Below are 23,571 nucleotides of genomic sequence, written 5' to 3' on the forward strand. Positions count from 1 at the left end.
CCGCTGACACAGCGGGTGCGCTCACCGTCAGGCGGCGTAGAGGCTTGTCAGAATCGGTATGTAAGACGACGAGCCGCCCGCGGCCACCTCACAACTGCTGGGGGATGTTTCCAGCCGATCTCAGCACCGCTGGGGCGCCTGCCTTGCAGCGGTGCGCGGCGCGGATCCTGGTCAGCAGCGGCATGCAAGACAGCGTGCCGTCTTCAGCTACCTGACACCTGCTGCCAGGTGTCACGCAACGCGGTCAACGCTGCTCGGGCGCAGTGCTGACCGCAGTGCGCGGCGCCGCAGCCACAGCGGCCTCGGCAGCCTTGGCCAGCGCGGCAGCCGAGGCGACCTGGGTGCGTGTGGAGATGCGCGGTGCAGCCGGCGTTTTTTCGACAGTGGCCGTGGTCGCTGCCGCAGCCGGCTTGTTGGTTGCGGTCGACGCAGCTGCCGCCGCACCCGCACCTGCCAGTGCGCCCACAGCCGGTCCTGTAGCCGGCACCGCAGCCGGCGTGCCCACAGAAGCCGTCCCGGTCGCCGCCGCCGCACTCAGATCCGGCACATGCGTGTCGGCATCGTGGGTGGATTTACCCAGCGCCACGCCCTGGCCGGCGCCGGCCAACGCGGTCTGCTCGGCGTCCTGGGTCATCACCACGATGCTGATGCGGCGGTTGATCGGGTTCTGCGGGTTGGTCTTGTCGAACAGCACCGAGGAGGACAAGCCCACCACACGGGTGACCTTGGCATCGGCCATGCCGCCGCCCACCAGCGCACGGCGCGCGGCATTGGCGCGGTCGGCACTGAGTTCCCAGTTGGTGTAACCGGCATCGCTGCTGTAGGCGGTGGTGTCGGTGTGGCCGGTGATGCTGATGTGGTTGGGCACCTGATTGATGAAGCTGGACAGCTCGCGCAGGATGTCCACGGTGTACGGCTTGAGCTGATCGCGGCCGATGTCGAACATCGGGCGGTTCTGCTTGTCCACGATCTGGATGCGCAGGCCATCGGGCGTGAGGTCGAGCAGCAGCTGGTCCTTGAACGGCTCCAGCGCCTGGCTCTTGTCGATGGCTTCCTTCAGGTCCTGCATCAGCGCTTCCAGGCGCTTCTTGTCCTTGGCGCGGCTGTCTTCGCTGGTGTCGGCAGCGTTGTCGCGCTTGCGGCCCATCTCGTCCTTCTGCCCCTTGGCCATGTCGGCGGTGCCGCCGAGCTTGATCATCGAGGTGCTGGCGCCACCGGGCCCGTTCATGCCCGGCGAGGGTGCCGGCGACTTGCCCGACAACGGGCTGGGATTGCGGAAGTATTCCGAGATCGCCGCGCGCTGTTCCTTGGTGGTGGCGGCCATCAGCCACAGCACCAGGAAGAACGCCATCATCGCGGTCACGAAATCGGCAAACGCCACCTTCCAGGCGCCGCCATGATGGCCGCCGCCCTGCACCTTCTTGACCCGTCGGATGACGACGGTGGATTTGCCCTCGGCCATGACCGCGGTCCTACTTGATCGTCTTCAGGTGCGTTTCGAAATCCGCAAAGCTCGGACGCACGTTGGAGGGCAGCGTCTTGCGCGCGAATTCCAGCGCAATCTTCGGGTTGTAGCCGCGCAGGCAGGCCAGCAGCGCGGTCTTGACCGCTTCGTAGATGCGCCCGTCCTGATCGGCACGCGCTTCCATCGCCGCCGACAACGGCGCCACGAAGCCATACGCCAGCAGGATGCCGAGGAAGGTACCCACCAGGGCGGCACCGACGTGGTGGCCGATCTCCTCGATCGGGCCACCGATCGAGCCCATGGTGATCACGATGCCGAGCACGGCGGCCACGATGCCGAAGCCCGGCAGGCCGTCGGAGACCTTGCTCAAGGCATGCGAGGGCGCCATCGCCTCGTGGTGGTGCTTTTCCAGTTCCAACTCGAGCAGCGGCTCCAGCTCGTGCGGCTCGATGTTGCTGCCGATCATCAGGCGCAGGCAGTCGGTGATGAAGTCCAGCAGGTGATGGTCGGCCACCACCTTGGGATAGTTGCCGAAGATGGTGCTGTCCTGCGGTTTTTCGACGTGATCTTCCAGGGCCATGAAGCCGTCGCGGCGGGCCTTGTTCAACAGTTCGTAGACCAGGCTCAGGGTGTCCTTGTAGTCCTCGGACTTGTACTGCGGGCCCTTGAACACGCCCAGCACGCTGCTGAAGGTTTCCTTGACGATCTTGCCCGGCGTGCTGACCAGGAACGCGCCCAGCGCCGCGCCGCCGATGATCAACAGCTCGTACGGCTGCCACAACGCGCCCAGCTTTCCGTGCGACAGCACATAGCCGCCCAGGACACTGACGATGACGACGATGAAGCCGATGATGATGAGCATGGCGCAGCCAAAAGCAAACAGGGTTGCTGTTGTTTCGGCGCGCGCGGCGGATTCTTGAAGTGCACGGCGTGAAGGTGTGCGCTGTAACTGAACGATCGGGTGGTGCGATGACGGCTTCACGTATGGCGATCAGCGGCATCGCGCTTACTGCGGCAAGGCGTTCACCGCAGTGGGGCTTGTGATGAAAAGGTCTGCCTGGGTTGAGCTTGCGATCTGCATCGATTGCTGTGCGCGTCGAGACAGCGCATTGCAGCAAGCGGCCTCTGCATTGGCGGTGGCACCAGCATCGGCGGACTTGATGCGCAGGTTGCGCTCGGCAGCAAATTTCAGCGTCTGCACCACGTCCCGGATGACCCGCCGCCGAGCGTCGAGCGTCATTGTCGTGGCAGTTTCTAGCACTACAGCGAGCAATGGTGTGGGCAGTAAGAGCGGATAACAGAACGTAGCGAGCGGCCGTCAGGTGGGTGCGGACGGCGCACAGGAACCGAAATGAACCGTGCATGCCGATTCCGAGCGCCGGCTGCGCCCGCCTGACGATTGCGCTGTAGTTCTGTGAGTCGCTCTGAGTGGGTCGCAACTGCTTTCTGGGCGGCCTGGCCAGGTCAGGCCGGTTGCGCCTCGGCACCGTCGCGTTGCAGCGGGTTCGGCAGTGCCTGGCCATCTTCGGTGAAGCCCAGCGAGACCGAGTTGAGGCAATGCCGTTCGCCGGTCGGCGGCGGGCCGTCGGGGAACACGTGGCCGAGGTGGCTGTCGCAGCGCGCGCAGACGATCTCGGTGCGGATCATGCCGTAGCTGATGTCGCGGATCTCGCGCACATGGGCGGCGTCGTAGGGGGCGAAGAAGCTCGGCCAGCCGGTGCCGGATTCGAACTTGGCGCTGGAGCGAAACAGCGGCAATCCGCACAGGCGGCAGGTGTAGACGCCCTCCAGCTTGTTGTCCAGGAACACCCCGCAGAACGGCGCTTCGGTGCCGTGCTGCAGCAGCACGCGCTGCTCCTCGTCGCTGAGTCCGGCGATCAGGGCATCGCGTTGGGCGGGGGAGGGCGGTGTCAGATCGAACTGGCTCATGAAGGCTCTCGCATGCGCGCGCTGGCAGGGTGCCGCGTCTGCAACCGTGATGTGGGCGTTGGCGGCGTGGTTCAAGCTTGCGGAGACGAAGCCCCTCTCCCGCCGGGGCGCCACGGCACAGCTTGCGCGCCACTGGCGCGCGTGCCTTGGTGCGCCTGCGCCGCTGGCGCAGGCCGGGGCGCGGAGCGGGGGTTGGGGTGAGGGTACGGGGCGAAGCCACATCGGGTAGGTGAGAATGCGAGGCTTCGCTCGCACCCTCATCCGGCGCTGCGCGCCACCTTCTGCCGATGGGAGAAGGGACTTCTTCGCGCTGCACTCATTTCGCGAACGCGTTCATCCCACAGCCGATCCCGTGCATTGCTGCAGCGCACCGGCGCCCCCACCCAGGCAATACTCCCCGAAACAATCACGGTGACCGTCATGGCGATCCATTCTTCAACGCGCGGCCTGCTGCTGTGCGGCCTGCTGGCGATTGCCGGCGCGGCGCTGGCGCAATCGGCCACTACCACGCGCTCGTCCAACACCTTGCAGCCGATCACCACGCCGACGCCCGCGCAGCCCACGCTGACGGCGCCGCGCGCAGCGCAACCAGCGCCAGGCACCAGTCCGGTGCCCTCGCAGCTTGGCCAGCGCCCGGTCGCGCCCAGCATTCCCACCCGTGGCCCGGCACAGACGCCGGTGGCCCCGGCCGGTAGCCAGGTGCTGCCGGCCAGCGCGCCGATGGTCTACGACCGCAATGGCCGCTTGCTGCAAGGCATGCAGCCGGCCGGCGCCAACCGGGTGCTGGACACCAAGACCGGGCGCTATTACGACGCGGTTCCGGCCGGCGACGGCGTGCGCGTGGTGCGCTGAGATCCGGCATCGGCGTTGTGACCCACCACGAATCCCCAATCCCCAATCCCCGCCTCAATCCGCAATCGGCAACGCCAACGTCTCCTTGACCTCTTCCATCACGATGTAGCTCTTGGACTCGCGGACATGCGGCAAGGTCAACAAGGTGCTGCCGAGCAGTTTGCGATAGGACGCCATCTCGCTGATGCGCGCCTTGAGCAGATAATCGAAATCGCCCGAGACCAGATGGCATTCCAGCACGTTGGGAAGCTTGAGCGCGGCGCGGCGGAACTCCTCGAAGATGTCGCCGGATTTGTAGGCCAGGCTGATCTCCACGAACACCAACAGGCTGGCCTTGAGCAGGTGCGGGTCCAGCCGCGCGTAGTAGCCGGTGATGGCGCCATCGCGCTCCAGCCGGCGCACGCGCTCGGTGCAGGGCGTGGTCGACAAGCCCACCCGTTCGCCCAGGTCGGTAAAGGAAATCCGCCCTTCCTGCTGGAGGATGCGCAGAATTTTGCGGTCGATCTTGTCCAGCTCGCGCACACGGGTGGCCATGAGGTCTGTCTCCCTACAGATTTGGCGGGAAATTTCACTGCAAAGGTGCGCAGATTCCAGAAATGGAACTGCCTGGCTCGCAATATACTGCGTCTAACTGTCTCCCTCGGCGCTTGGTTGTGGGGGAATACCCTTTCCAGGAGAACGACATGCGGGTGTTCATTCTCGGTAGCGGCGTCATCGGCACCACCACCGCCTGGTATCTGGCGCAGTCCGGCTGCGAGGTCACCGTGGTGGACCGCCAGCCAGCCTCGGCGCTGGAAACCAGCTACGGCAACGCGGGCCAGCTGTCGTTCGGCTACACCTCGCCCTGGGCCGCCCCCGGCGTGCCGGGCAAGGCGATGAAGTGGTTGTTCGCCCAGCACGCGCCGTTGTCGATCCGGCCCACCCGCGATCTGCGTCAGCTGGCCTGGCTGACCCAGATGCTGCGCAACTGCACCGCCGAGCGCTATGCGGTGAACAAGGCGCGCATGGTGCGCATGTCCGACTACAGCCGCGATTGCCTCAATGCATTGCGCGCCAGCACCGGGCTGGAATTCGAAGGCCGCCAGCTCGGCACCACCCAGTTGTTCCGCACCCAGCAACAGCTGGACGCCGCCGCGCAGGACATCGAAGTGCTGGCCCAGTACGGCGTGCCGTACGAACTGCTGACCCCGGCGCAGATCGCCCAGTTCGAACCCGGGCTGGCCGGCGGCGGTGCGCAGATGGCCGGTGCACTGCGCCTGCCCGAAGACCAGACCGGCGACTGTCGGCTGTTCACCCAGCGCCTGGCTGCGCTGGCCGCGCAATCCGGTGTGCAATTCCGCTACGGGCAGCAGATCGAGCATCTGCAGCACGACGGCCGCACCGTCACCGGCGTGCAGATCGATGGCCGTCTCGAAACCGCCGACCGCTACGTGCTGGCGCTGGGCAGCTATTCGGCCGACCTGCTGCTCTCGCTCGGCATGCATCTGCCCGTGTATCCGCTCAAGGGCTATTCGCTGACCATCCCGATTGTCGACGCGCAGCGCGCGCCGACCTCCACGGTGCTGGACGAGAGCTACAAGATCGCCATCACCCGCTTCGACGAGCGCATCCGCGTCGGCGGCATGGCCGAGGTGGCCGGGTTCGATCTGTCGTTGAATCCGCGCCGCCGCGCCACCCTGGAAATGGTGGTCAACGACCTGTTCCCGGGCGGCGGCGATCTGGCCAGGGCCGAGTTCTGGACCGGCCTGCGCCCGGCCACGCCCGATGGCACCCCGGTGGTCGGTGCCACGCCGTATTCCAACCTGTTCCTCAACACCGGCCACGGCACCCTGGGCTGGACCATGGCCTGCGGCTCTGGCCGCTATCTGGCCGACCTGATGCAGGGCCGCAGCCCCGACATCGATACCGAAGGCCTGGATGTGTTCCGTTACCTCTCGCCACGCAGCGCCCGCACGCAGCAGGAGGCCGCGTAGTGCGTCCTGCGCAAGCGTTGATCGATCTGGATGCATTGCGTCACAACTACCGCCTGGCCAAGCGCCTGGGCGGCAGCAAGGCCCTGGCGGTGGTCAAGGCCGATGCTTACGGGCACGGCGCAGTGCGCTGCGCGCAGGCATTGGAGCCGGAAGCCGACGGCTTTGCGGTGGCCTGTATCGAAGAGGCCCTGGAGCTGCGTCAGGCCGGCATCCGTGCGCCGATTTTGCTGCTGGAAGGTTTTTTCGAACACGACGAACTGCGCCTGATCGCCGAGCATGATCTGTGGACGGTGGCAGCCACCACGCAGCAGGTGCGCGCGCTGGCCGACTTCCAGAGCCCGCGCCCGTTACGGGTGTGGTTGAAGCTGGACAGCGGCATGCATCGGCTCGGCCTGTCGCCGGAAGATTTTCGCGCCGCGTGGTTGCGCTTGCGCGGGCTGCCGCAGATTGCCTCGCTGGTGCTGATGACCCACCTGGCGCGCGCCGACGAGCTGGACTGCAGCCGCACCGACGAACAGGCGGTGGCCTTCGCGCTCACCGCCGGCGGCATGCGCGCGGAAACCAGTCTGCGCAATTCGCCCGGCCTGCTCGGCTGGCCGGCGCTGCGCAACGATTGGTCGCGCCCCGGGCTGATGCTGTATGGCGCAAATCCGTTCCCGCAGGAGACCGAGAGCGCTGCGCAACTGCGCCCGGTGATGACGCTGCGCTCGCGCATCATCAGCGTGCGCGAGCTGCCGGCCGGCGAGCCGGTGGGCTACGGCGCCCGCTTCGTTGCGCAGCGGCCCACGCGCGTGGGCGTGGTGGCGACGGGGTATGCCGACGGCTATCCGCAGTTCGCGCCCAACGGCACGCCGGTGCTGGTGAATGGGCAGGTCTGCCCGTTGATCGGTCGCGTCTCGATGGACATGCTCACTGTGGATCTCACCGAGCATCCGCAGGCGGAGATTGGCGCGACGGTGCAGCTGTGGGGCGACGCACCGCGCGTCGCCCCGTTGGCCACGCAGTGCAATGTCAGCGCGTATCAGCTGCTGTGTGGACTCAAGCGCGTGCCGCGGACGTATGTGGGTGAGGTGGCAGTGGGCGAGGAAGTCACGCGGTGAGGTGTGTCCCTTCTCCCATCGGGAGAAGGTGCCCCGAAGGGGCGGATGAGGGTACGAGCGAAGCCACATGCACTTGGAACCACACGTAAGCTTTGCCCCGTACCCTCACCCAATCCCCCGGCTCCGCGCCCCGGCCCGCGCTAGCAGCGCGGGCGCTCAAAGGCACGCGCGCCAGTGGCGCGCAAGCAGTGCCTTTCTGCCCCGACGGGAGAGGCTTTAGCGCGCCGACAAACAAAAACGGCGCGTTGCCACGCGCCGTTGTCATTCAAGGCCGAATTGCTTTTCCGGCGCCGTCAGCACCAACCAATCACACCCCGGCCGTACTTCGATCGCTGCGGAACTGCTTGCGCACCCAGTCGTCGATCATGGCTTTTTCGAAGCGCAACGGGTCGCTGTCGGTCAGGCGTGGGCCGCTCATCAGAAATGCCGAATCCACCAGCTTGCGCTCGCCCTGATCGATCACCTCGCCATTGGCGCCGGTGAGCGTGTAGCTGAAGCTCAGGCGCGGCGGGTAGATGTCCTTGACGATGCGTACGTCCTGCATGCGCGGGCCGTGCCAGGGCTCGTACTGGCCGGCGCGGCGGATGTCGGTGATGGTCACGCTCAGGTGCTGGCCGTCGGGAAGCCGGCGGGCGGCACTTTGCTGGAAATGGGTCGCCAGTTGGGTCACCCAATCGCCGCGCTGCGCCTCCCAGCGGTTGCCGCTGAAGCGCATCTCGGCAAACTGCGCCGGGTCGGTCCAGCGCACATCCACGTTTCCTTCGCTGCTCAGCGCGCGTGGCGCTTGAGGGTCGGTGACATTACGCACGCGGGCCTGCACACCGGTCGCCGCGAGCAGTCCTGCCAGCAACAGGCTGGCGCCGTAAAGGCTGGAACGTTTCATGGAAAGTCTCCAAGCGGAAGGTACATGGCGTACCGGGTGTTCCAGCAGTGTGGGGGTGCGCTGGATCGCCCGCAACGCGGCAGCAACCGGGCATGCATCGGTGTTGCGCGCGGTTAATCCACGACCGCGCCGCCATGACGGCGGGTTCACTGCGCCTGCGCCCGCGCTTCACGGCGCGGACCGGATGATCGCCAGCATGGACACCCACTCTTTCCGCACAAAGTCAGCTTCCTCGGCGCCGGCACACATGCCGTCGGATGTGCGCCTGCAGTTCATCGACTGGGCAAAGCAGCACGGCCACAACCCGTCCACCGGTGCCGCCGCGTTCGTCGCGTTGCAAAGCGATGTGGATCTGGATCTGGCAACCCGCGGGATGCGTCTGGAGCCGGGTGCCGACCCACGGGATGCACTGCGTGAGCATCTGGCGGCGTTGGCCCGGCAGGGTGATGTGGCGGTGCAGTTCCCGCCGGTCTATGCCTACACCTCGGCCAATGGGCTCGACTATCGCTACTCGTTGATGCTGGTCATCGCCGAGGATTGCGTCGAGTGGACCGGGCGGGTCTGGCAGGATCTGGATTACCAGGGAATGCTGACCGGTCGCGGCCAGGGCCCGCGTGCCAATTACACCCAACTGGCGCGCATGGCGCTGGAACACGAGCTGGATCAGGAGCGTCCCCGTTATGTCCAGGCCTGAACTCGAACTGCAACTGCCGCTCGACGCCCAGGTCGCTTCCGGCGTGGACGGTTTCAGCCTGCGCTGTCGCAGCGAATGCGCCGAGCTCGGGCTATCGCGCGTGCGCTTGTTGTTGCTGGATGCCGACCATGCGCGCTCGACCGCCTGGCGCGAAGAAGCCCAACGCTGGATGGATGAGCAGCTGCGGCGCGAGGGGCAATGGGTCCTGCGCGGCGTGATTGCCGGCATCGTGTTGCTGGCCGCCGCTATCGCGCTGTCTGCGGCCTTGCTGTGGTGAGGCGATTCGGGATTGTGGGTGAATCGTGAATCCGGTCAGTTGCCCGTGCACCCGCTGACGACATCGGGCGTGTTTTCATCTGCCCGTCATCCGCATCGGCATCACCCGTGGACCCCGATTTGAGCACTTCCAGTCCCAGCCCTGAATTGGCCGCCGGCCTGCCTGCCGCCATCGCCGAGCCGTTCCTGGATCCTGCGATGTACCACGAGATCTTCCATAACGTGGACGCGGGGTTCTGCGTCATCGACATGGTGTTCGATGGCGACAAAGCCGTCGATTACGTGATTCGCTCGACCAATGGCGCGTTCGAGCGCTACACCGGTCTGACCAACGCGGTGAACGTCTCCGTGCGCGGCATGCTCGCCGAGCATGAGCAGGAGTGGTTCGACCGCTACGGACACGTTGCCCGCACCGGCAACCGTATCCATTTCGAAATGCAGGCCAAGGCGTTGCGGCGCTGGTATTCGGTGGACGCGTTCCGGGTCGGGCAACCGGAGCAGGCGCGGGTGGCGGTGCTGTTCATGGACATCACCGAACGCAAACGCGTCGAGCGCGAGCTGGCCGAGAGCGAGGCGCGCTTCAGCGCACTGGCCGATGGCTTGCCGATGCCGGTCTGGGTGCTGGACGCACAAGGCGTGGTGCGTTTCGTCAACAGCGCTTACGGCGAATTTTTCGGTATCGATATTTCCAGCGGCACGGTCTCGGCGTGGAGCGAATTGCTGCATCCGGACGATCTGTCGATCTTCCAGTTCGAACTGGCCGCTTCCCTGGAAGAACAGCGCGCGTTGCATGCGCTGGTACGTGCGCGCCGCCACGATGGCCAGTGGCGCTGGATCGAAATGGCCGCCACGCCGCGGTATTCGGCCGATGGTCGCTTCATCGGTCTTGCCGGCAGCAGTCCGGATGTCACCGAACAGCGCGAAATCGAATTGGCGCGCGAACAATTGCTCGAGTCCGAGCGCACTGCGCGCAACGAGGCCGAGAGCATGGCGCGGTTCAAGGACGAGTTCCTGGCCACGCTGTCGCACGAATTGCGCACGCCATTGACCACGATTCTGGGCTGGAGCGAACTGCTGCTGCAGCGGGTCGAAGAAGGCCAACCCACCTACAAGGGCCTGTCGGTGATCGCCAGTAGCGCACGCGCGCAAAAGCGGTTGATCTCGGACATGCTCGATCTCAGCAGCATGCTGCTGGGCAAGGTGCAGCTGGAGGTCGAATCGCTGGATCTGGCCGAGCAGGTGCGCGAAGCCCTGACTACCCAGGAGCTGGCTGCCGAAGGCAAGGACCAGGTCCTGGAAGTGCACGTGCCGGACACCTCGTGCCTGGTACTCGGCGATGCCACGCGGCTGCAGCAAGTGTTGTGGAATCTGCTCTCCAACGCGATCAAGTTCACGCCGGCGCATGGCCGCATCGACGTCACCATCGAGCGCGACGACGGCCATCTGCTGGTGTCGGTACGCGACTCCGGCGACGGCATCGCCGCCGAATTCCTGCCGCATCTGTTCGGGCGCTTCCGCCAGGCGGACGGCACCACCACGCGCCAGCACGGCGGTCTGGGCCTGGGCCTGGCGATCGTGCAGCAATTGGTGGAAATGCATGGCGGCCAGGTGGGCGCCACCAGTGGCGGGCGCGGCAAGGGCGCCACGTTTACCGTGCGCCTGCCCGAGCATATTCCCGATCAGGCAAAACGGCCGCGGCGCGAGCTGCGCCGGCGGCTGATGTCCGAGCAGATCATCGAAGCTCGCGCGCTCAATGGCCTGCGCCTGCTGGCAGTGGAAGATCAGCCGGACATGCTCGATTACCTGCGCCGCCTGCTGGAAGAGCAGGGCGCCGAAGTGGTCACTGCCGGCAGCGCCACCGATGCACTGGCCCTGATCGATCATCGCGGTTACGCACGCTTCGATCTGATGCTCACCGACATCGGCATGCCGGGCATGGATGGCTACGGACTGATCCGCACCGTGCGCGAAAACCTGGGGCTGGATGCCAGTGCATTGCCGGCGGTGGCAGTGACCGCACTGGCGCGCGACGACGATCGCAAGCGCGCGTTGGACTCCGGTTTTCAGGAGCATCTGGCCAAGCCGTACAGCGTCGCGCAACTCGTCACCGCCGTGCGCGCGGCGCGCGAATCGGTGGAGTGACCCACGCGCGGCATCCATGTCGCGCGATCATGCGTAGCCAGGCGATTGCATGCGCAAGACGCTGTTTTGTGCGTCTTTCACAGCCAGTGGCCTAGCGTGGCAACTCCTTCTTCGGAGATGCCACGATGTCCAAATACGCCCCGCACGTTTATTCGGAACAGGTACAGATCGCAACGCTCGAACACTGGGTGTCGCTGCTCGGTGGTCAGGAGCGTGTGCAGATCGAACTGGACGATGGCAGCATCATCAGCGGCACGGTTGCCGTACGCCCGACCATCCAGACCTATCTGGACGCTCAGCAGCGCGAAGGCATCAACGGCCAGTTGCGCCTGGATCATCTGGATGCGGCGCAGGAACCGCAGTGGATCTGGATGGATCGCATCGTGGCGGTGCACCCGCTACCAGTGGGCGCCGCTCCGCAACCTAGGCCCTGACGCCTGCATTGACGATGTGTTTACTTCTCGACGTGGTGTTGACGGCATGATGGCCGACTGTCGCAACTGTTCAGGATTGCCCCCGCAATGAATGCACCCTCGTTGAAGCTCGCTCGTTGGCCGCTGTCGTTACTGACTGTCGCCGTTCTCGTCGCCTGCGGCGATACCGCCACGCTTGCCATCGAACAGGGAACCGGACCCAACCCGCAATTGCCCGAGCCGGTCAAACGCCTGATCCCCACCGTCAAGGTGGCGCCGGTCAAACGCTGGACCGAGAACGCCAAGCCGATCGCTGCCGACGATCTGCAGGTCGCCGCGTTCGCACGCGATCTCGACCACCCGCGTTGGGTCTATGTGCTGCCGAACGGCGATGTGCTGGTGGCCGAAACTGCAGAACCGCCCAAGCCGGACGATGCCGAAGGCGGTGGCGGGATCCGCAAGAAAGTGCAAGGCGCGATGATGAGCAAGGCTGGCGCCGTGGTGCCCAGCGCCAATCGCATCACGCTGCTGCGCGATGTTGATGGCGACGGTGTGGCCGAGGTGCGCACGCAGTTTGTCAGCGGTCTGTTTTCGCCGTTCGGCATGGCCTTGGTCGGCGATCGTTTCTATGTCGCCAATGCCGATGCGCTGGTGAGCTTTCCGTACAAGGCCGGCGATACGCATATCACCGCCAAGCCGACCTTCGTGGCCAATCTGCCTGGCGGTCTGAATCATCATTGGACCAAGTCGCTGCTGGCCAGCGCCGATGGCAGCAAGCTGTATGTAGGCGTGGGCTCCAACAGCAATGTGGCCGAAAACGGCATGGAAGCCGAGCTCAACCGCGCTGCGATTCTGGAGATAGACCCGACCACCGGCAGCAGCCGCGTGTTCGCCAGCGGGCTGCGCAATCCGGTCGGCACCGCGTGGGAGCCGCAGGGCAAATCGTTGTGGGTGGTGGTGAACGAGCGCGATGAAATCGGCAGCGATCTGGTGCCTGATTATCTGACCTCGGTGCGCGATGGCGGCTTTTACGGCTGGCCTTACAGCTATTACGGCCAGCACGTGGACGAGCGGGTCAAGCCGCAGAATGCCGAACTGGTGGCCAAGGCGATCAAGCCCGATTACGCACTCGGGCCGCATACCGCCTCGCTCGGTCTGAGCTTTGCCAGCGGTACGTTGCTCCCCGAGCGCTTCCGCCAGGGCGCTTTCATCGGCCAGCATGGCTCCTGGAATCGCGATCCGCCCAGCGGCTACAAGGTGCTGTTCGTACCGTTTGTCGACGGCAAGCCTAACGGCACGCCGATCACCGTGCTGGACGGTTTTCTCGACGCCGAAGGCAATGCACAGGGCCGTCCGGTCGGTGTGGCGCCCGACAATAGCGGCGCGCTGCTGGTGTCCGACGATGTGGGCAATGTGATCTGGCGGGTGACTCCGAAGGCACGCTGATCCCAATGCGCTGATCCAGGCGTTCAAAAAGAAAACCGGGCCCAGGCCCGGTTTTTTTCATGCGCGTTCTCACTCAACACAATCAGACTCAAACACAATCAGGTCGCTTGAGCGCAATTAGCGCGGCGCCTCCGGAGACGCACTGAAGCGACGCGCGTAGCCACGCTCCTCGGTGATCCGGCTGATGTCATCGTCGGCCATTTCCGGTGCGCCATAGACCGCATAGGCCAAGCTGCCATCGTCGCGTTCGCCCACCTGATGCAGGCGATAACGCGGCCTGCCGGCGCCGGTGTTTTCGGGGTAATGCATCGGTGGTGGGGTGTCGTCCAGATCCATTTCGCTGTTGTCGACAACTCCACCTACGAATAAGGCTCGCATCGCGTCTCTCCGGTGTGGGCGTGCTTTCAGCCTAGGCGTGCAGATGTTGCGTGCGCATCAATAGTCCGTATAGACATTGGAAGGTATGCCGTTGCCAGGTCACGCAATTGGAATCGGCTTGGAGTGGCTGACAGAACTACTTCACTCTGGTCGATTGCAAAGCGGAGGATTTGGCATTCCCTGCAGAGCGGCTGATCTGCGGTTTTGCTGCAGGGCCCTTGCCCGCCCACCATCGCGGGACACGCTGCAAGTACATCCTTGTAAGCCCTTACGCGGCATCCATGCCGCGTAAGGTCCCGCGACGGTGAGCGGGCAAGGACCAGTTGGGATGGTCGGTGTGTGGTCTTAAGCAAAGCCGGCGAGTCGATTGCGGGGCGGCTGATCTGCGGGTTTGCTGCAAGGCCCTTGCCGGCCCACCATCGGGGGACACGCCGCAAGTACGTCCATGTAGGCTCTTACGCGGCATCCATGCCGCGTAAGGTCCCGCGACGGTGGGCGGGCAAGGACCACTCGAGTTGTTCGGTGTGCAGGTTTTCAACAAAACAGCCGACTCACTTTCTGGTGCGGTGTCCTCACCGCTTGCGGGACCGTGTGGCGGCATGGATGCCGCCACCGAGCCCCCAGGGTGAAGTGACCCCCAAAAGCTGGACAGTTGGGCGATCAGGCGACCAGCTTGCTCTGCTCCCGGTATTTTACCGGACTCAGGCCCTTCAATTTGAGCTTGATCCGGTCTTCGTTGTAGTACCTGATGTACTCCACCAGCCCGGCTTCCAGACTTTCGACGCTGTCAAAGCTGTTTAGATAAAAGAATTCGGACTTCAGCGTCCCGAAGAAGCTCTCCATGGCCGCATTGTCCAAGCAGTTGCCGCGTCGGGACATGCTTTGTTTCAGAGAGTGCTTTTCGAGTTGATGCCGGTAGTTCTCGTGCTGGTAGTGCCATCCCTGGTCAGAGTGGATCATCGGCCGAGCGTCGGGCGAAAGTTTTTTGATTGCCTGATCCAGCATCTGGCCCACCAGGTCGAATACCGGTCGGCGTTTCATCTGATAGGCCACGATTTCGCCGTTGTACAGATCCATGATCGGTGAAAGATAGAGCTTCATGCCCTGCACCTTGAACTCGGTGACATCGGTCACCCACTTCTGGTTGGGCATCTGAGCTTCAAACTGGCGGCTCAGTTCGTTGGCTACGATGACATTGGCTGCGCCCTTGAATGCGCGATAGCGCTTGATGCGCACCCGCGATCGCAGCCCCAGTCCGGCCATCAGGCGCTGCACCCGCTTGTGGTTGATCCTCTCACCCTGATTGGCCAGTTCCAGTGCGATGCGGCGGTAGCCATAGCGCCCTTGGTTTTCATCGTAAATCGCGCGGATGCGCTCACACAGGTCGATCTCACCTTCATCGGGACGGGCCAGGGCACGAATCTGGTAATAGAACGTGCTGCGCGATAGCTCGGCCGCCTTGAGCAAAAGCGGCAGTGCGTAGGTCTGCCTCAATCCGTGGACGGCTTGCGCTTTGCGCGCTGCGCCGCCTGCTCTTCCTGGATCAAGGCATCGAGTTTTTTTAAGTAGGCCGTCTCCGCACGCAGGTAGGCCACTTCCTTAAGCAGCTCATCGCGGCTCATGTCCTCGGCGGGCTTGGACGAGCGTTTTTTTTTCATCGGCTTCTGGGGCGGCGATAACGCTTGGGCGGCGCCGTCAGCATACAGCCGTTGCCAATGCGCTACCGCACCGGCGCTGCCTATCTGGAAGTAGGTCGTGGCCTCGCGCGCAGACATCCCCTCTTGGCGCATCTTTTCAAGAACTTCCAGCTTGAACGCAAGATCATAGGAGCGGGCCTTGCGGTGAAACCCGCGCCAACCGTGCAACTGATAGGTCGCTGCCCAACGCCTGACCGTGGAGAACTCCAGACCATGACGGCGAGCCACCGCCTTGACCGAGATGGAGGTCTTGCAGGCCTCCTTGGCGACCTGAAGTTTGAAGCGAGCGTCATATCTGTGCATGAAATCCTCGGAGTTGGACGGAGTGTCCAACTTCCGGGGGTCACTTCAGGGACGGGTTTACGGCGTGTCCCGCGGGCGGTGAGGGCACCGCGCCCGCGACCACCAGGCTTGATCAAGCGGCGGCGCCGGGTAGCCGGCAGCGGTCCCTTACAATGGCCGCCTGTTCCCGACCCGATGATCCGATGGCTGGCCCGCACGACGCCCCGCTTCAAACCCTATTCCTGCCCTTCGCCCAGGGCGTGCTGCCGTGGCCCAACGGCCCGGTGTTGTTCCTGCGCGCGCGGGATGGTTTTGCGCTCAGTGAGCATGCCGCTGCCGATACGCTGACCTGCGAGCAGAGCTTTCGGCCGTTCGCCGAGGCGTTGGAGCGCAGCGGCTGGAACGTGCGCGAAGAGAGCGAGATCGAAGCCGACAGCACCCGCTACGCTCTGGTGCTGGTGCTGCCGCCGCGTCAGCGCGAGGAAGCGCGTGCACTGTTTGCGCGCGCCGTGGCGCTGACCGCGCCGGGTGGCCGCGTGGTGGCCTGCCAGTCCAACAACGAGGGCGCGCGTTCGGGCGAAGCCGATCTGCGCCAGCTCACCGGTCTGGCCGGCAGCCTGACCAAGCACCATTGCCGCACCTACTGGAGCGCCCCGTTGCCCGCCGACACCGATGTGCAGCTGCAGGCGCGCTGGGCCGCGCTGGATGCGCCGCGCACCATTCTGGACGGGCGCTTCGTCAGCCGCCCGGGCGTGTTCGCCTGGGACCGCATCGATCCTGCCTCTGCGCTGTTGGTCGAGCATCTGCCGACCACCCTGGCCGGGCACGGCGCCGATCTGGGTGCGGGCTTTGGCTATCTGTCGGCCGAAGTGCTGGCGCGTTGCCCCAAGGTCACCGCGCTGGATCTGTACGAGGCCGAGGCGCGCGCACTCACCCTGGCGCAGCGCAATCTGCAGGGCATCGCGCATCCGGCGCAGCTGCAGTACCACTGGCACGACGTCACCGCCGGCCTGGTGGGGCAGTACGACTTCATCGTCAGCAATCCGCCGTTCCACACGCCCTCGCGTGCCGATCGCCCGGATATCGGGCAGCGCTTCATCTCGGTGGCCGCGCAGGCACTGCGCCCGGGCGGGCAGTTGTTGCTGGTCGCCAACCGGCATCTGCCTTACGAATACGTGCTCAACGAAAGCTTCGGGCAGGTACGCGTGGCTGCCGAACGCCACGGTTTCAAGCTGATCTCGGCCATCCGCGGCCGTGGAGCGCGCGCATGAAGCTGGTCAAGCACATCGCCAATCTCGGTTATGGCAGCCGCAAGCAGGTGACCCAGCTGTTTCGCCAGGGCGCGGTCACCGATGTCCAGGGCGAGGTGCTGTATGCCGACGACCAGGTGGAGCACGACGCGATCCGCATCGATGGCGAACCGCTGGATCCGCCGCCGGGTTTCAGCCTGTTGCTGCACAAACCCAGCGGCTACACCTGCTCGACCAAGGACACCGGCCGGTTGATCTATGAGCTGCTGCCGCTGCGCTTCCGTTCGCGTGCGCCGGTGCTTGCGCCGGTGGGGCGGCTGGATCGCGAAACCAGCGGCATGCTGCTGATGACCGACGACGGCGCGTTGCTGCACCGGATCATTTCGCCCAAGTCCGCATTGGACAAGGTCTACGACGTCACTCTGGCCGAAGACTTGCGTGGCGACGAAGCCGCGCTGTTTTCCAGCGGCACGTTGCTGCTGGAAGGCGAAACCAAACCATTGCTGCCGGCCGAACTGGATGTGCTCGGCCCTCGAGAAGCGCGCTTGACCTTGCACGAGGGCCGCTACCACCAGGTGCGGCGCATGTTTGCCGCCGCCGGCAATCATGTGGTGGCGCTGCACCGCAGCCGCATTGGCGGGCTGTCGCTGGACGGTCTGCCGTCCGGGCAATGGCGCACGCTGGAAGCGCCCGATCTTGAGGTGTTGTTCGGCCGCAGCGAGCAGGCATGATCCATGCCCCACAGGTCCCGCAAGCAGTGAGAACACCGTACCCGCCAACGTGTTGGTGTGCTGACGGGAACCAGGAAGACGGCCGCGCCCGCCTGGCGGTGCACGTCGTTTTGTCGCCCCGCTCCAAGTAGCTAACCTGCGACAGACTTTAGACGTACTGCATCTTGCGCGACATGCCGCCATCGACGACGAAGTCCTGCCCGGTCACAAAGCCGGACAGCTGCGGCGACAGCAGATACACCGCCAGCTGTGCGATGTCTTCCGGCGTGCCCACCCGGCCGGCCGGGTGCTGGGCATGGTCGCGACGCGACAGTTTGGGCGTGCGCCTGCGCTGCGGTGCACGCCAGGCATCGGTGCTGATCCAGCCCGGGCTGATGCTGTTGACGCGCACCTGGGGGCCTTCGCTCAGCGCCAATGCATGCGTGAAGGCCACCAGGCCGCCCTTGGCGGCGGCATAGGCTTCGCTATGCGGCTCCGACTGCCAGGCGCGGGTGGAGGCGATATTGACGATCGCGCCGCCGCCCTGGGCTTGCGCCAGTGCAGGCAAGGCCTGCTTGCTGCACAAAAATGCGCCATGCAGGCTCGCCAACCGGCGATTCCATTCGTCCCACTCCAGTTGCGGCAAGGGCGCGACATGCGGATCGGCCACGCCCGCGTTGTTGACCAGGCCATCGAGGCGACCGAAGCGTTTGAGTGCGGTGGCGATCAAGCGCGTTGCCTGTGGTTCGCGCGCGGCATTGCAACGCACGAAGGCGCTGCGTTGCGGCAGTGCCCATTCCTGCAGACAGGCCTTGCCGGCGTCCGCATCCAGATCGCCGATCACCACGCTGCCGCCTGCGCCCAGCACTGCCTGCGCAATGCCGCGGCCGATGCCTTGCGCGCCACCGGTGATCACCACCACGCGGTCCTGCAGCGGGGACGGGTTCCATGCGGAAACAGCCGGAATCAAGGGCATCGGAGCATCGCATCAGTGAGGTCGTCGGCACTGTAACGCGTGCGTTGTGGTGGTCGCAGCAAGACGCGCGTGCGATCTGTCGCTGCATCGGCCGCGCTTGCGCGCGCGCCGTGTCTCGGCTGATCAGTGCGTCGATGCGTTCAACAGACGTTCCCAGCCATCCTGGCCCAGGCGTTCCAGCGTCTCGATATTGCGCTCGACGATCACGTCCGGGTCGGGGAAGGCGGCCACCGCACGCTCCACGCTGTCTTCGCGCAGCAGGTGCAAGGTGGGGAAGGGCGAGCGGTTGGTGAAGTTGGCCACATCGTCCACCGCCGCGCCTGCGAACTGATAGTCCGGATGGAAGCTGGCCACCTGCAACACGCCGTCCAGATCCAGCGCTTCCACGGCCGCATCGGCGTTGTCGAGGAAGTCGTTGTAATCCAGGAAATCGGTGAGCACGTCAGGGTGCACGATCAAGGTGGTGTCGATCTGCTCGGCCGGGATGTCGCGCAGCAACACCAGTTCTTCGGCCAGTTGTTCGAGCAGCGCTTCGGGCGTGCTGGCGTCGCTGAGGACCAGGCGCACCTGCTCCTTGACGTACACCGCCTTGGCGAACGGGCACAGGTTCAAACCGATCACCGCGCGCTCGATCCACTGGCGGGTGGCGGTCAACGGGTCAAGCGTGGAAGGCGTGGACGTCATCGTGGCGGCGGCGTGATGGAGCGCCAGTGTATGCGATCGGTGTTTTCGCGGCCCGCGCGCGGTTGTTCCGGCGCCCCGGTCAAGCAGGCGCGAGCGATGGCGGTGCGCACTGTCACTGCAACGTGCAGTTCGGCCTTGGCGCCGCTGCCCTATCGAGTTTCGGTTTGCGCAGGAGCTGCCACATGCGCACGCACAAACGCGATCGATGCCTGTGCAACCGCATCGGCGAGCGGCGTCTTGTGCGGCGAGCCGATCGCATGCGCGCCGGTGTCGAAGGCCATCGCCTGTTTGCGGCTTGCCGCGGTGCCGAGCGCATCGAACATGTCCAGCATTGCCGGCACCGAGGCGGTTGGATCTTCCTCGCCGTTGGCTGCGCGGTAGTAGCCAACAAACACCGGGCAGCGCACGCGCGACCACGGAGGGTCGGCGGCTACGCTCGCGAACAGACTGCGCAGCGCGCGGAATCCATCCGGGTGGATGATGTTCGACCAGAATGCCAAGGATGCGGCGTTGCGTGGGCGTGGATCGGTCAATGGCGCCTGCGCCGCGCAGACCTGATCGAGCAGTGCAGGGTCGGCAGGCCGGATGCCGGGCGACCATGCGACGACCGCAGCCACCGCATCGGGCTGTTGCGCCGCAAGCCATAAACCCAGCGTGCCGCCCATGGACGAGCCGACGATCGCCACGCGCTCGCCCATCCGCTGCGCCTGCGCCCATGCTTGCAGTGCCGAGGCCTGCAGCGTGGCAGGCGTGAGTCCTTGCATCGCATCGGCTGCGCTGCATCCATGGCCAGGCCAACGATGCACGTACAGGTTGGCGCCCAATGCATCGGCCATCTGTTCGGGCAGTGCGCCGGCCTCGCCCGGGCTGGCGGTGAAGCCGTGCAGGTACAGCAGCGCCAGCGGCGTGCGTGTCTGCGCCGCATGTTGCCAGTGGCAGCGTGCGGCGTTGCCAGGCTTGAGGTCAGTGCTGTCGATGGTTAGCTCAGTCGCGGAAATTATCGAACTGCAGCGGAAGCTCGAAATCGGCTTTCTTCAGCAGCGCCATCGCATCTTGCAGATCGTCGCGCTTCTTGCCGCTCACGCGCAGCTTGTCGCCATTGATCTGCGCTTCCACCTTGAGCTTGGCTTCCTTCAATTTGGCCACCAACTGCTTGGCCTGCTTCTGCTCGATGCCCTGCTTGACGGTGACCTTCTGGCGCGCACCGGCCAGATTGGTTTCCATATCGCCGAACTCCAGGCAACGCACGTCGATGCCGCGTGCCAGCAGGCGTGCGCGCAGGATGTCGGTCATCTGCTTGACCTGGAAATCGCTGGGCGCGGACTGGTTGATCACCTTGTCGTCTTCCAGCTCGAACCTGGCTTCCACGCCCTTGAAATCGAAGCGCGTATCCAGCTCGCGATTGGCCTGATCCACCGCATTGGTCAGTTCGTGCTTGTCGACTTCGGAGATCACGTCGAAGGAAGGCATGCAAAGCTCCTGCTATCTGAAAACAGCCGCCATTCTAGGGCATCGCGTCGTGCGTGCTGTCGAGACGGGGGGTTGGCGGTCGGTGCGTGGGCGCAGCGATAATGCGTCATGCCCAACACCCGTTCTCCGCTTCCCGCCATCGCCTGGATGGTGGCCGCCGTGGCCTGCTTCTCGCTGATGGATGCGGGCATGAAGCTGTTGTCTGCGCATTACCCGCCGCTGCAGGTCACCTTGTTGCGTGGCGCCGCCTCGCTGCCGTTCGTGCTGATGTGGGTGTTCGCCACCGCCGGGCCGCGTTCGATCGTGCCGGTGCGCTGGGGGCTGCATCTGCTGCGCGGGGTGCTGGGCATGGTGATGATCGGTTGCTTCGTCTACGGCCTGAAGCGCATGCCGCTGTCTACCGCCTACACGCTGTATTTCGTTGCCCCGTTGCTGGTGGCGGCGCTGTCGGTGCCGTTGCTGGGTGAGCATGTGGGGCCGCGACGCTGGACCGCCATTGGCATTGGTCTGGTCGGGGTGATCGTGGTGCTGCGCCCCGGGGTGGACGGGCTGATCTCGCTGCCCGGCCTGATGGTGCTGCTGGCGGCCACTGCCTACGCCATCGCGGCCATCACCGTGAGCTTGCTGACCCGCACCGACACCCCGCAGGCGATGGTGGTGTGGTTTCTGCTGTTCATGGCGATCGGCGCCGGTGTGCTGGCCATCCCCGGCTGGGTGCCGTTGCGGGGCGAGCATGCCTGGCTGATCGCCGGCATGGGCTTGGCCGGGGCGCTGGGGCAGATCGCGCTGACCCAGGCCTTCCTGTGCGGCGAGGCCTCGATGATCGCGCCGCTGGAATACACCGGCCTGGTCTGGGTGATCGGCTGGGATTGGCTGCTGTGGCAGACCCTGCCAGACAACTGGACCTGGACCGGCGCCGGCATCATCGTCGCCAGCGGGCTGTATTTGCTGCGCCGGGAGCGGATTCGTCAGGCGGATCGCGCGCCGCCGTTGGATAGGCTGTAAGTGGGGATTCGGGATTGGGGATTGGGGATTCGCAAAAACCGAAGCGCCTTGCCCTTGCTCTTGCGAATCCCGAATCCCGAATCCCGAATCCCGAATCCCGAATCCCGAATCACAGCCGTTAGAACCTAATGGAATATCGTCCGCAAACATTGACTGGTAGGCTTCACGACCCCCCAATCGGCCACGCGCGGTGATCCAGTTTCAGCGCCTGCACAAGTCTTATTCCGTTAACGGTCGCCAGATCGTGGCGCTGCACCCGCTCGATCTGCGGATCGGCCCCGGCGAAGTGTTCGGCATCATCGGCCATTCCGGCGCCGGCAAATCCACGTTGATCCGGCTGATCAACCGGCTGGAAGAACCCAGCGGCGGGCGCCTGCTGATCGGCGACGAGGACGTCACCGCGCTGGACAGCCTGGGTCTGCGCACGCTGCGCCGCCGTATCGGCATGATCTTCCAGCACTTCAATCTGCTGTCATCGCGCACCGTGGCCGGCAATGTGGCGTTTCCGCTGGAACTGGCCGGCACCCCGCGCGCCGAGGTCGATGCGCGTGTGGCCGAGCTGCTGGCGCGGGTGGGGCTGGAGCAGCACGCCAACAAGTATCCGGCGCAGTTGTCTGGTGGGCAGAAGCAGCGCGTCGGTATTGCGCGCGCGCTGGCCACCCGCCCGCAGATCCTGCTGTGCGACGAGGCCACCAGCGCGCTGGATCCGCAGACCACCGCCTCGGTGCTGCAACTGCTGGCGCAGATCAACCGCGAGCTGGGCCTGACCATCGTGTTGATCACCCATGAGATGGACGTGATCCGCCGCGTCTGCGACCGCGTGGCAGTGCTGGACGCCGGCAAGCTGGTCGAAACCGGCCCGGTGACCGAGGTGTTCCTGCATCCGCAGCACGCCACCACCCGGCGCTTCGTCTCCGAAGCCGAGCACGTGGACGAAGCCGAGCTGCATCGCGACTTCGCTGCGGTGGGCGGGCGCATCGTGCGACTGACCTTCCTGGGCAACGGCACCTACGAACCGGTGCTTGGCCGCATCGCGCGCGAGACCGGCGTGGACTACAACATCCTGTCCGGGCGCGTGGACCGCATCAAGGACACCCCGTACGGCCAGCTCATCGTCGCCTTGACCGGCGGCGACCATAACGCGGCACGTGCCGGCTTCGTCGCAGCCGGTGTGCAAGTGGAGGATCTGCGCGTATGACTCTGTTGCTCGCCGCTGCCGATGGGTTCTTCCGCAATCTCGATGCCGGCAAGTGGGGCGATATCGGCCAGGCCACGCTCGACACCTTGCTGATGCTGGCCGGCGCGCTGCCGCTGACGTTGTTGATCGGCCTGCCGCTGGGCGTTGCGCTGTTCCTGTGCGGCGCCCCCCAATTACGCCGCCGCCCGGTGCTGTACGGCGCACTCGCGGCGCTGATCAATCTGCTGCGCTCGGTGCCTTTCATCATCCTGATGATTGCGATGATTCCGCTCACGCTGATGCTGATGGGCACCTCGCTGGGCGTGCGCGGCGCGATCCTGCCATTGGTGGTCGGCGCGGCACCGTTCTATGCGCGGCTGGTGGAAACCGCCTTGCGCGAGGTAGACCGCGGCATTATCGAAGCCAGCCAGGCGATGGGCGCCACCACGTGGCAGCTGGTGCTGCGCGTACTGCTGCCCGAAGCGCGCCCGGGGCTGATTGCCGGCGCCACCGTGACCACCATCGCGCTGATCGGCTTCACTGCGATGGGCGGTGCGATCGGCTCGGGCGGCCTGGGCGATGTGGCCTATCGCGAAGGCTACCTGCGCTCGCATTCGGATGTGGCGCTGGTCACCGTGATCGCCTTGCTGGTGCTGGTGCAGCTGCTGCAGATGCTGGGCGACCGGCTGGTGGCGCGTTACAGCCGGCGCTGAGGTCGCATGCGGCTGGGTGCTGGTGCGGCGCAGAGGGCGCCGTTCCAGTATTGCCG

General features: G+C 65.3%; 25 protein-coding genes and 1 other RNA gene. 13 read left to right on the top strand and 13 right to left on the bottom strand.

Annotated features, from left to right (window positions below; translation table 11 throughout):
* Positions 1-244 precede the first annotated feature (244 nt).
* From motB to msrB, 5 genes are all read right to left on the bottom strand, one after another.
* Positions 245-1,462, bottom strand: a complete 1,218-nt coding sequence (gene motB / locus NYR97_RS12110) for a flagellar motor protein MotB (RefSeq protein WP_316693329.1) — start codon at positions 1,460-1,462, stop codon at positions 245-247.
* A 10-nt stretch (positions 1,463-1,472) separates the two neighbouring features.
* The gene (gene motA, locus NYR97_RS12115; protein ID WP_006452580.1) at positions 1,473-2,327 is read right to left on the bottom strand and encodes a flagellar motor stator protein MotA; all 855 of its coding nucleotides are present in this window, start codon (positions 2,325-2,327) and stop codon (positions 1,473-1,475) included.
* A gap of 144 nt (positions 2,328-2,471) precedes the next feature.
* Complete coding sequence (locus NYR97_RS12120; RefSeq protein ID WP_316693335.1) at positions 2,472-2,705, bottom strand: hypothetical protein; 234 nt, start codon at positions 2,703-2,705, stop codon at positions 2,472-2,474.
* 52 nt (positions 2,706-2,757) lie between these two features.
* Positions 2,758-2,829, bottom strand: a non-coding RNA gene (locus NYR97_RS12125) — sX9 sRNA.
* A gap of 100 nt (positions 2,830-2,929) precedes the next feature.
* Positions 2,930-3,394, bottom strand: coding sequence for a peptide-methionine (R)-S-oxide reductase MsrB (msrB, locus tag NYR97_RS12130; RefSeq protein ID WP_006452579.1), 465 nt, complete (start codon positions 3,392-3,394; stop codon positions 2,930-2,932).
* A 420-nt stretch (positions 3,395-3,814) separates the two neighbouring features.
* On the opposite strand from msrB, the gene NYR97_RS12135 reads away from it, so the two are divergent.
* A complete protein-coding gene (locus NYR97_RS12135) occupies positions 3,815-4,246 on the top strand; it encodes a hypothetical protein (protein ID WP_316693337.1) in 432 nt (143 codons plus the stop codon).
* A 54-nt stretch (positions 4,247-4,300) separates the two neighbouring features.
* On the opposite strand, the gene NYR97_RS12140 is transcribed toward NYR97_RS12135, so the two are convergent.
* Positions 4,301-4,780 carry an Lrp/AsnC ligand binding domain-containing protein gene (locus tag NYR97_RS12140; protein WP_115039666.1) on the bottom strand — a complete coding sequence of 160 codons (480 nt, stop codon included), beginning with the start codon at positions 4,778-4,780 and terminating at the stop codon, positions 4,301-4,303.
* A 149-nt stretch (positions 4,781-4,929) separates the two neighbouring features.
* On the opposite strand from NYR97_RS12140, the gene NYR97_RS12145 reads away from it, so the two are divergent.
* Both NYR97_RS12145 and alr read left to right on the top strand, forming a co-directional pair.
* Positions 4,930-6,219, top strand: coding sequence for a D-amino acid dehydrogenase (locus NYR97_RS12145; protein WP_316693341.1), 1,290 nt, complete (start codon positions 4,930-4,932; stop codon positions 6,217-6,219).
* On the top strand, positions 6,219-7,319 hold the full coding sequence (gene alr, locus NYR97_RS12150; protein ID WP_316693342.1) for an alanine racemase: 1,101 nt from the start codon (positions 6,219-6,221) through the stop codon (positions 7,317-7,319). The genes NYR97_RS12145 and alr overlap by 1 nt, the downstream gene beginning before the upstream one ends.
* 307 nt (positions 7,320-7,626) lie before the next feature.
* Here alr and NYR97_RS12155 read toward each other — a convergent pair whose 3' ends face one another.
* Positions 7,627-8,202, bottom strand: a complete 576-nt coding sequence (locus NYR97_RS12155) for a DUF3016 domain-containing protein (protein WP_176340310.1) — start codon at positions 8,200-8,202, stop codon at positions 7,627-7,629.
* Between the two features lie 247 nt (positions 8,203-8,449).
* On the opposite strand from NYR97_RS12155, the gene NYR97_RS12160 reads away from it, so the two are divergent.
* From NYR97_RS12160 to NYR97_RS12180, 5 genes are all read left to right on the top strand, one after another.
* Entirely contained in the window at positions 8,450-8,896 is a 447-nt protein-coding gene (locus tag NYR97_RS12160) for a hypothetical protein (RefSeq protein ID WP_168957219.1), read from the top strand.
* The gene (locus tag NYR97_RS12165; protein WP_023902429.1) at positions 8,883-9,173 is read left to right on the top strand and encodes a hypothetical protein; all 291 of its coding nucleotides are present in this window, start codon (positions 8,883-8,885) and stop codon (positions 9,171-9,173) included. The genes NYR97_RS12160 and NYR97_RS12165 overlap by 14 nt, the downstream gene beginning before the upstream one ends.
* Positions 9,174-9,280: 107 nt before the next feature.
* Positions 9,281-11,314, top strand: coding sequence for a PAS domain-containing hybrid sensor histidine kinase/response regulator (locus NYR97_RS12170; RefSeq protein ID WP_316693349.1), 2,034 nt, complete (start codon positions 9,281-9,283; stop codon positions 11,312-11,314).
* Positions 11,315-11,439: 125 nt separating this feature from the next.
* A complete protein-coding gene (locus tag NYR97_RS12175; RefSeq protein ID WP_205392561.1) occupies positions 11,440-11,748 on the top strand; it encodes a DUF3247 family protein in 309 nt (102 codons plus the stop codon).
* Between the two features lie 87 nt (positions 11,749-11,835).
* Positions 11,836-13,173, top strand: a complete 1,338-nt coding sequence (locus NYR97_RS12180; protein ID WP_316693353.1) for a PQQ-dependent sugar dehydrogenase — start codon at positions 11,836-11,838, stop codon at positions 13,171-13,173.
* Positions 13,174-13,290: 117 nt separating this feature from the next.
* Here the strand turns inward: NYR97_RS12180 and NYR97_RS12185 are convergent, their stop codons facing one another.
* Positions 13,291-13,551, bottom strand: coding sequence for a hypothetical protein (locus tag NYR97_RS12185; protein WP_006452568.1), 261 nt, complete (start codon positions 13,549-13,551; stop codon positions 13,291-13,293).
* 660 nt (positions 13,552-14,211) lie between these two features.
* Positions 14,212-15,551, bottom strand: a protein-coding gene (locus tag NYR97_RS12190) for an IS3 family transposase (protein WP_205394725.1) whose coding sequence is annotated in 2 segments (ribosomal slippage) — positions 14,212-15,116 and positions 15,116-15,551 — 1,341 coding nt in all. Because the reading frame shifts where the segments join, the coding sequence is not laid out codon by codon here.
* Between the two features lie 182 nt (positions 15,552-15,733).
* Here NYR97_RS12190 and NYR97_RS12195 point away from each other — a divergent pair.
* Together NYR97_RS12195 and NYR97_RS12200 are read left to right on the top strand one after the other, a co-directional pair.
* The gene (locus NYR97_RS12195) at positions 15,734-16,801 is read left to right on the top strand and encodes a class I SAM-dependent methyltransferase (RefSeq protein WP_210762281.1); all 1,068 of its coding nucleotides are present in this window, start codon (positions 15,734-15,736) and stop codon (positions 16,799-16,801) included.
* Positions 16,798-17,511, top strand: coding sequence for a pseudouridine synthase (locus tag NYR97_RS12200; RefSeq protein WP_316693358.1), 714 nt, complete (start codon positions 16,798-16,800; stop codon positions 17,509-17,511). Before NYR97_RS12195 ends, NYR97_RS12200 begins: the two co-directional genes overlap by 4 nt.
* Before the next feature lie 148 nt (positions 17,512-17,659).
* Here the strand turns inward: NYR97_RS12200 and NYR97_RS12205 are convergent, their stop codons facing one another.
* From NYR97_RS12205 to NYR97_RS12220, 4 genes are all read right to left on the bottom strand, one after another.
* On the bottom strand, positions 17,660-18,466 hold the full coding sequence (locus NYR97_RS12205) for an SDR family oxidoreductase (RefSeq protein WP_316693360.1): 807 nt from the start codon (positions 18,464-18,466) through the stop codon (positions 17,660-17,662).
* A gap of 123 nt (positions 18,467-18,589) precedes the next feature.
* On the bottom strand, positions 18,590-19,150 hold the full coding sequence (locus NYR97_RS12210) for a DUF1415 domain-containing protein (protein WP_316693362.1): 561 nt from the start codon (positions 19,148-19,150) through the stop codon (positions 18,590-18,592).
* Between the two features lie 149 nt (positions 19,151-19,299).
* Positions 19,300-20,127 carry an alpha/beta hydrolase gene (locus NYR97_RS12215; protein ID WP_316698201.1) on the bottom strand — a complete coding sequence of 276 codons (828 nt, stop codon included), beginning with the start codon at positions 20,125-20,127 and terminating at the stop codon, positions 19,300-19,302.
* Positions 20,128-20,134: 7 nt separating this feature from the next.
* Positions 20,135-20,620, bottom strand: coding sequence for a YajQ family cyclic di-GMP-binding protein (locus NYR97_RS12220; protein WP_006450408.1), 486 nt, complete (start codon positions 20,618-20,620; stop codon positions 20,135-20,137).
* 108 nt (positions 20,621-20,728) lie between these two features.
* On the opposite strand from NYR97_RS12220, the gene NYR97_RS12225 reads away from it, so the two are divergent.
* The 3 genes from NYR97_RS12225 to NYR97_RS12235 all read left to right on the top strand — a co-directional run bounded on the left by NYR97_RS12225 (position 20,729) and on the right by NYR97_RS12235 (position 23,515).
* Complete coding sequence (locus tag NYR97_RS12225; protein WP_316693369.1) at positions 20,729-21,625, top strand: DMT family transporter; 897 nt, start codon at positions 20,729-20,731, stop codon at positions 21,623-21,625.
* Between the two features lie 190 nt (positions 21,626-21,815).
* Positions 21,816-22,823, top strand: coding sequence for a methionine ABC transporter ATP-binding protein (locus tag NYR97_RS12230; RefSeq protein ID WP_316693371.1), 1,008 nt, complete (start codon positions 21,816-21,818; stop codon positions 22,821-22,823).
* Positions 22,820-23,515, top strand: a complete 696-nt coding sequence (locus NYR97_RS12235; protein WP_205392555.1) for a methionine ABC transporter permease — start codon at positions 22,820-22,822, stop codon at positions 23,513-23,515. Before NYR97_RS12230 ends, NYR97_RS12235 begins: the two co-directional genes overlap by 4 nt.
* Positions 23,516-23,571 lie beyond the last annotated feature (56 nt).

The sequence above is a fragment of the Xanthomonas hydrangeae genome (assembly GCF_032697525.1).
Classification (GTDB): domain Bacteria; phylum Pseudomonadota; class Gammaproteobacteria; order Xanthomonadales; family Xanthomonadaceae; genus Xanthomonas; species Xanthomonas hydrangeae.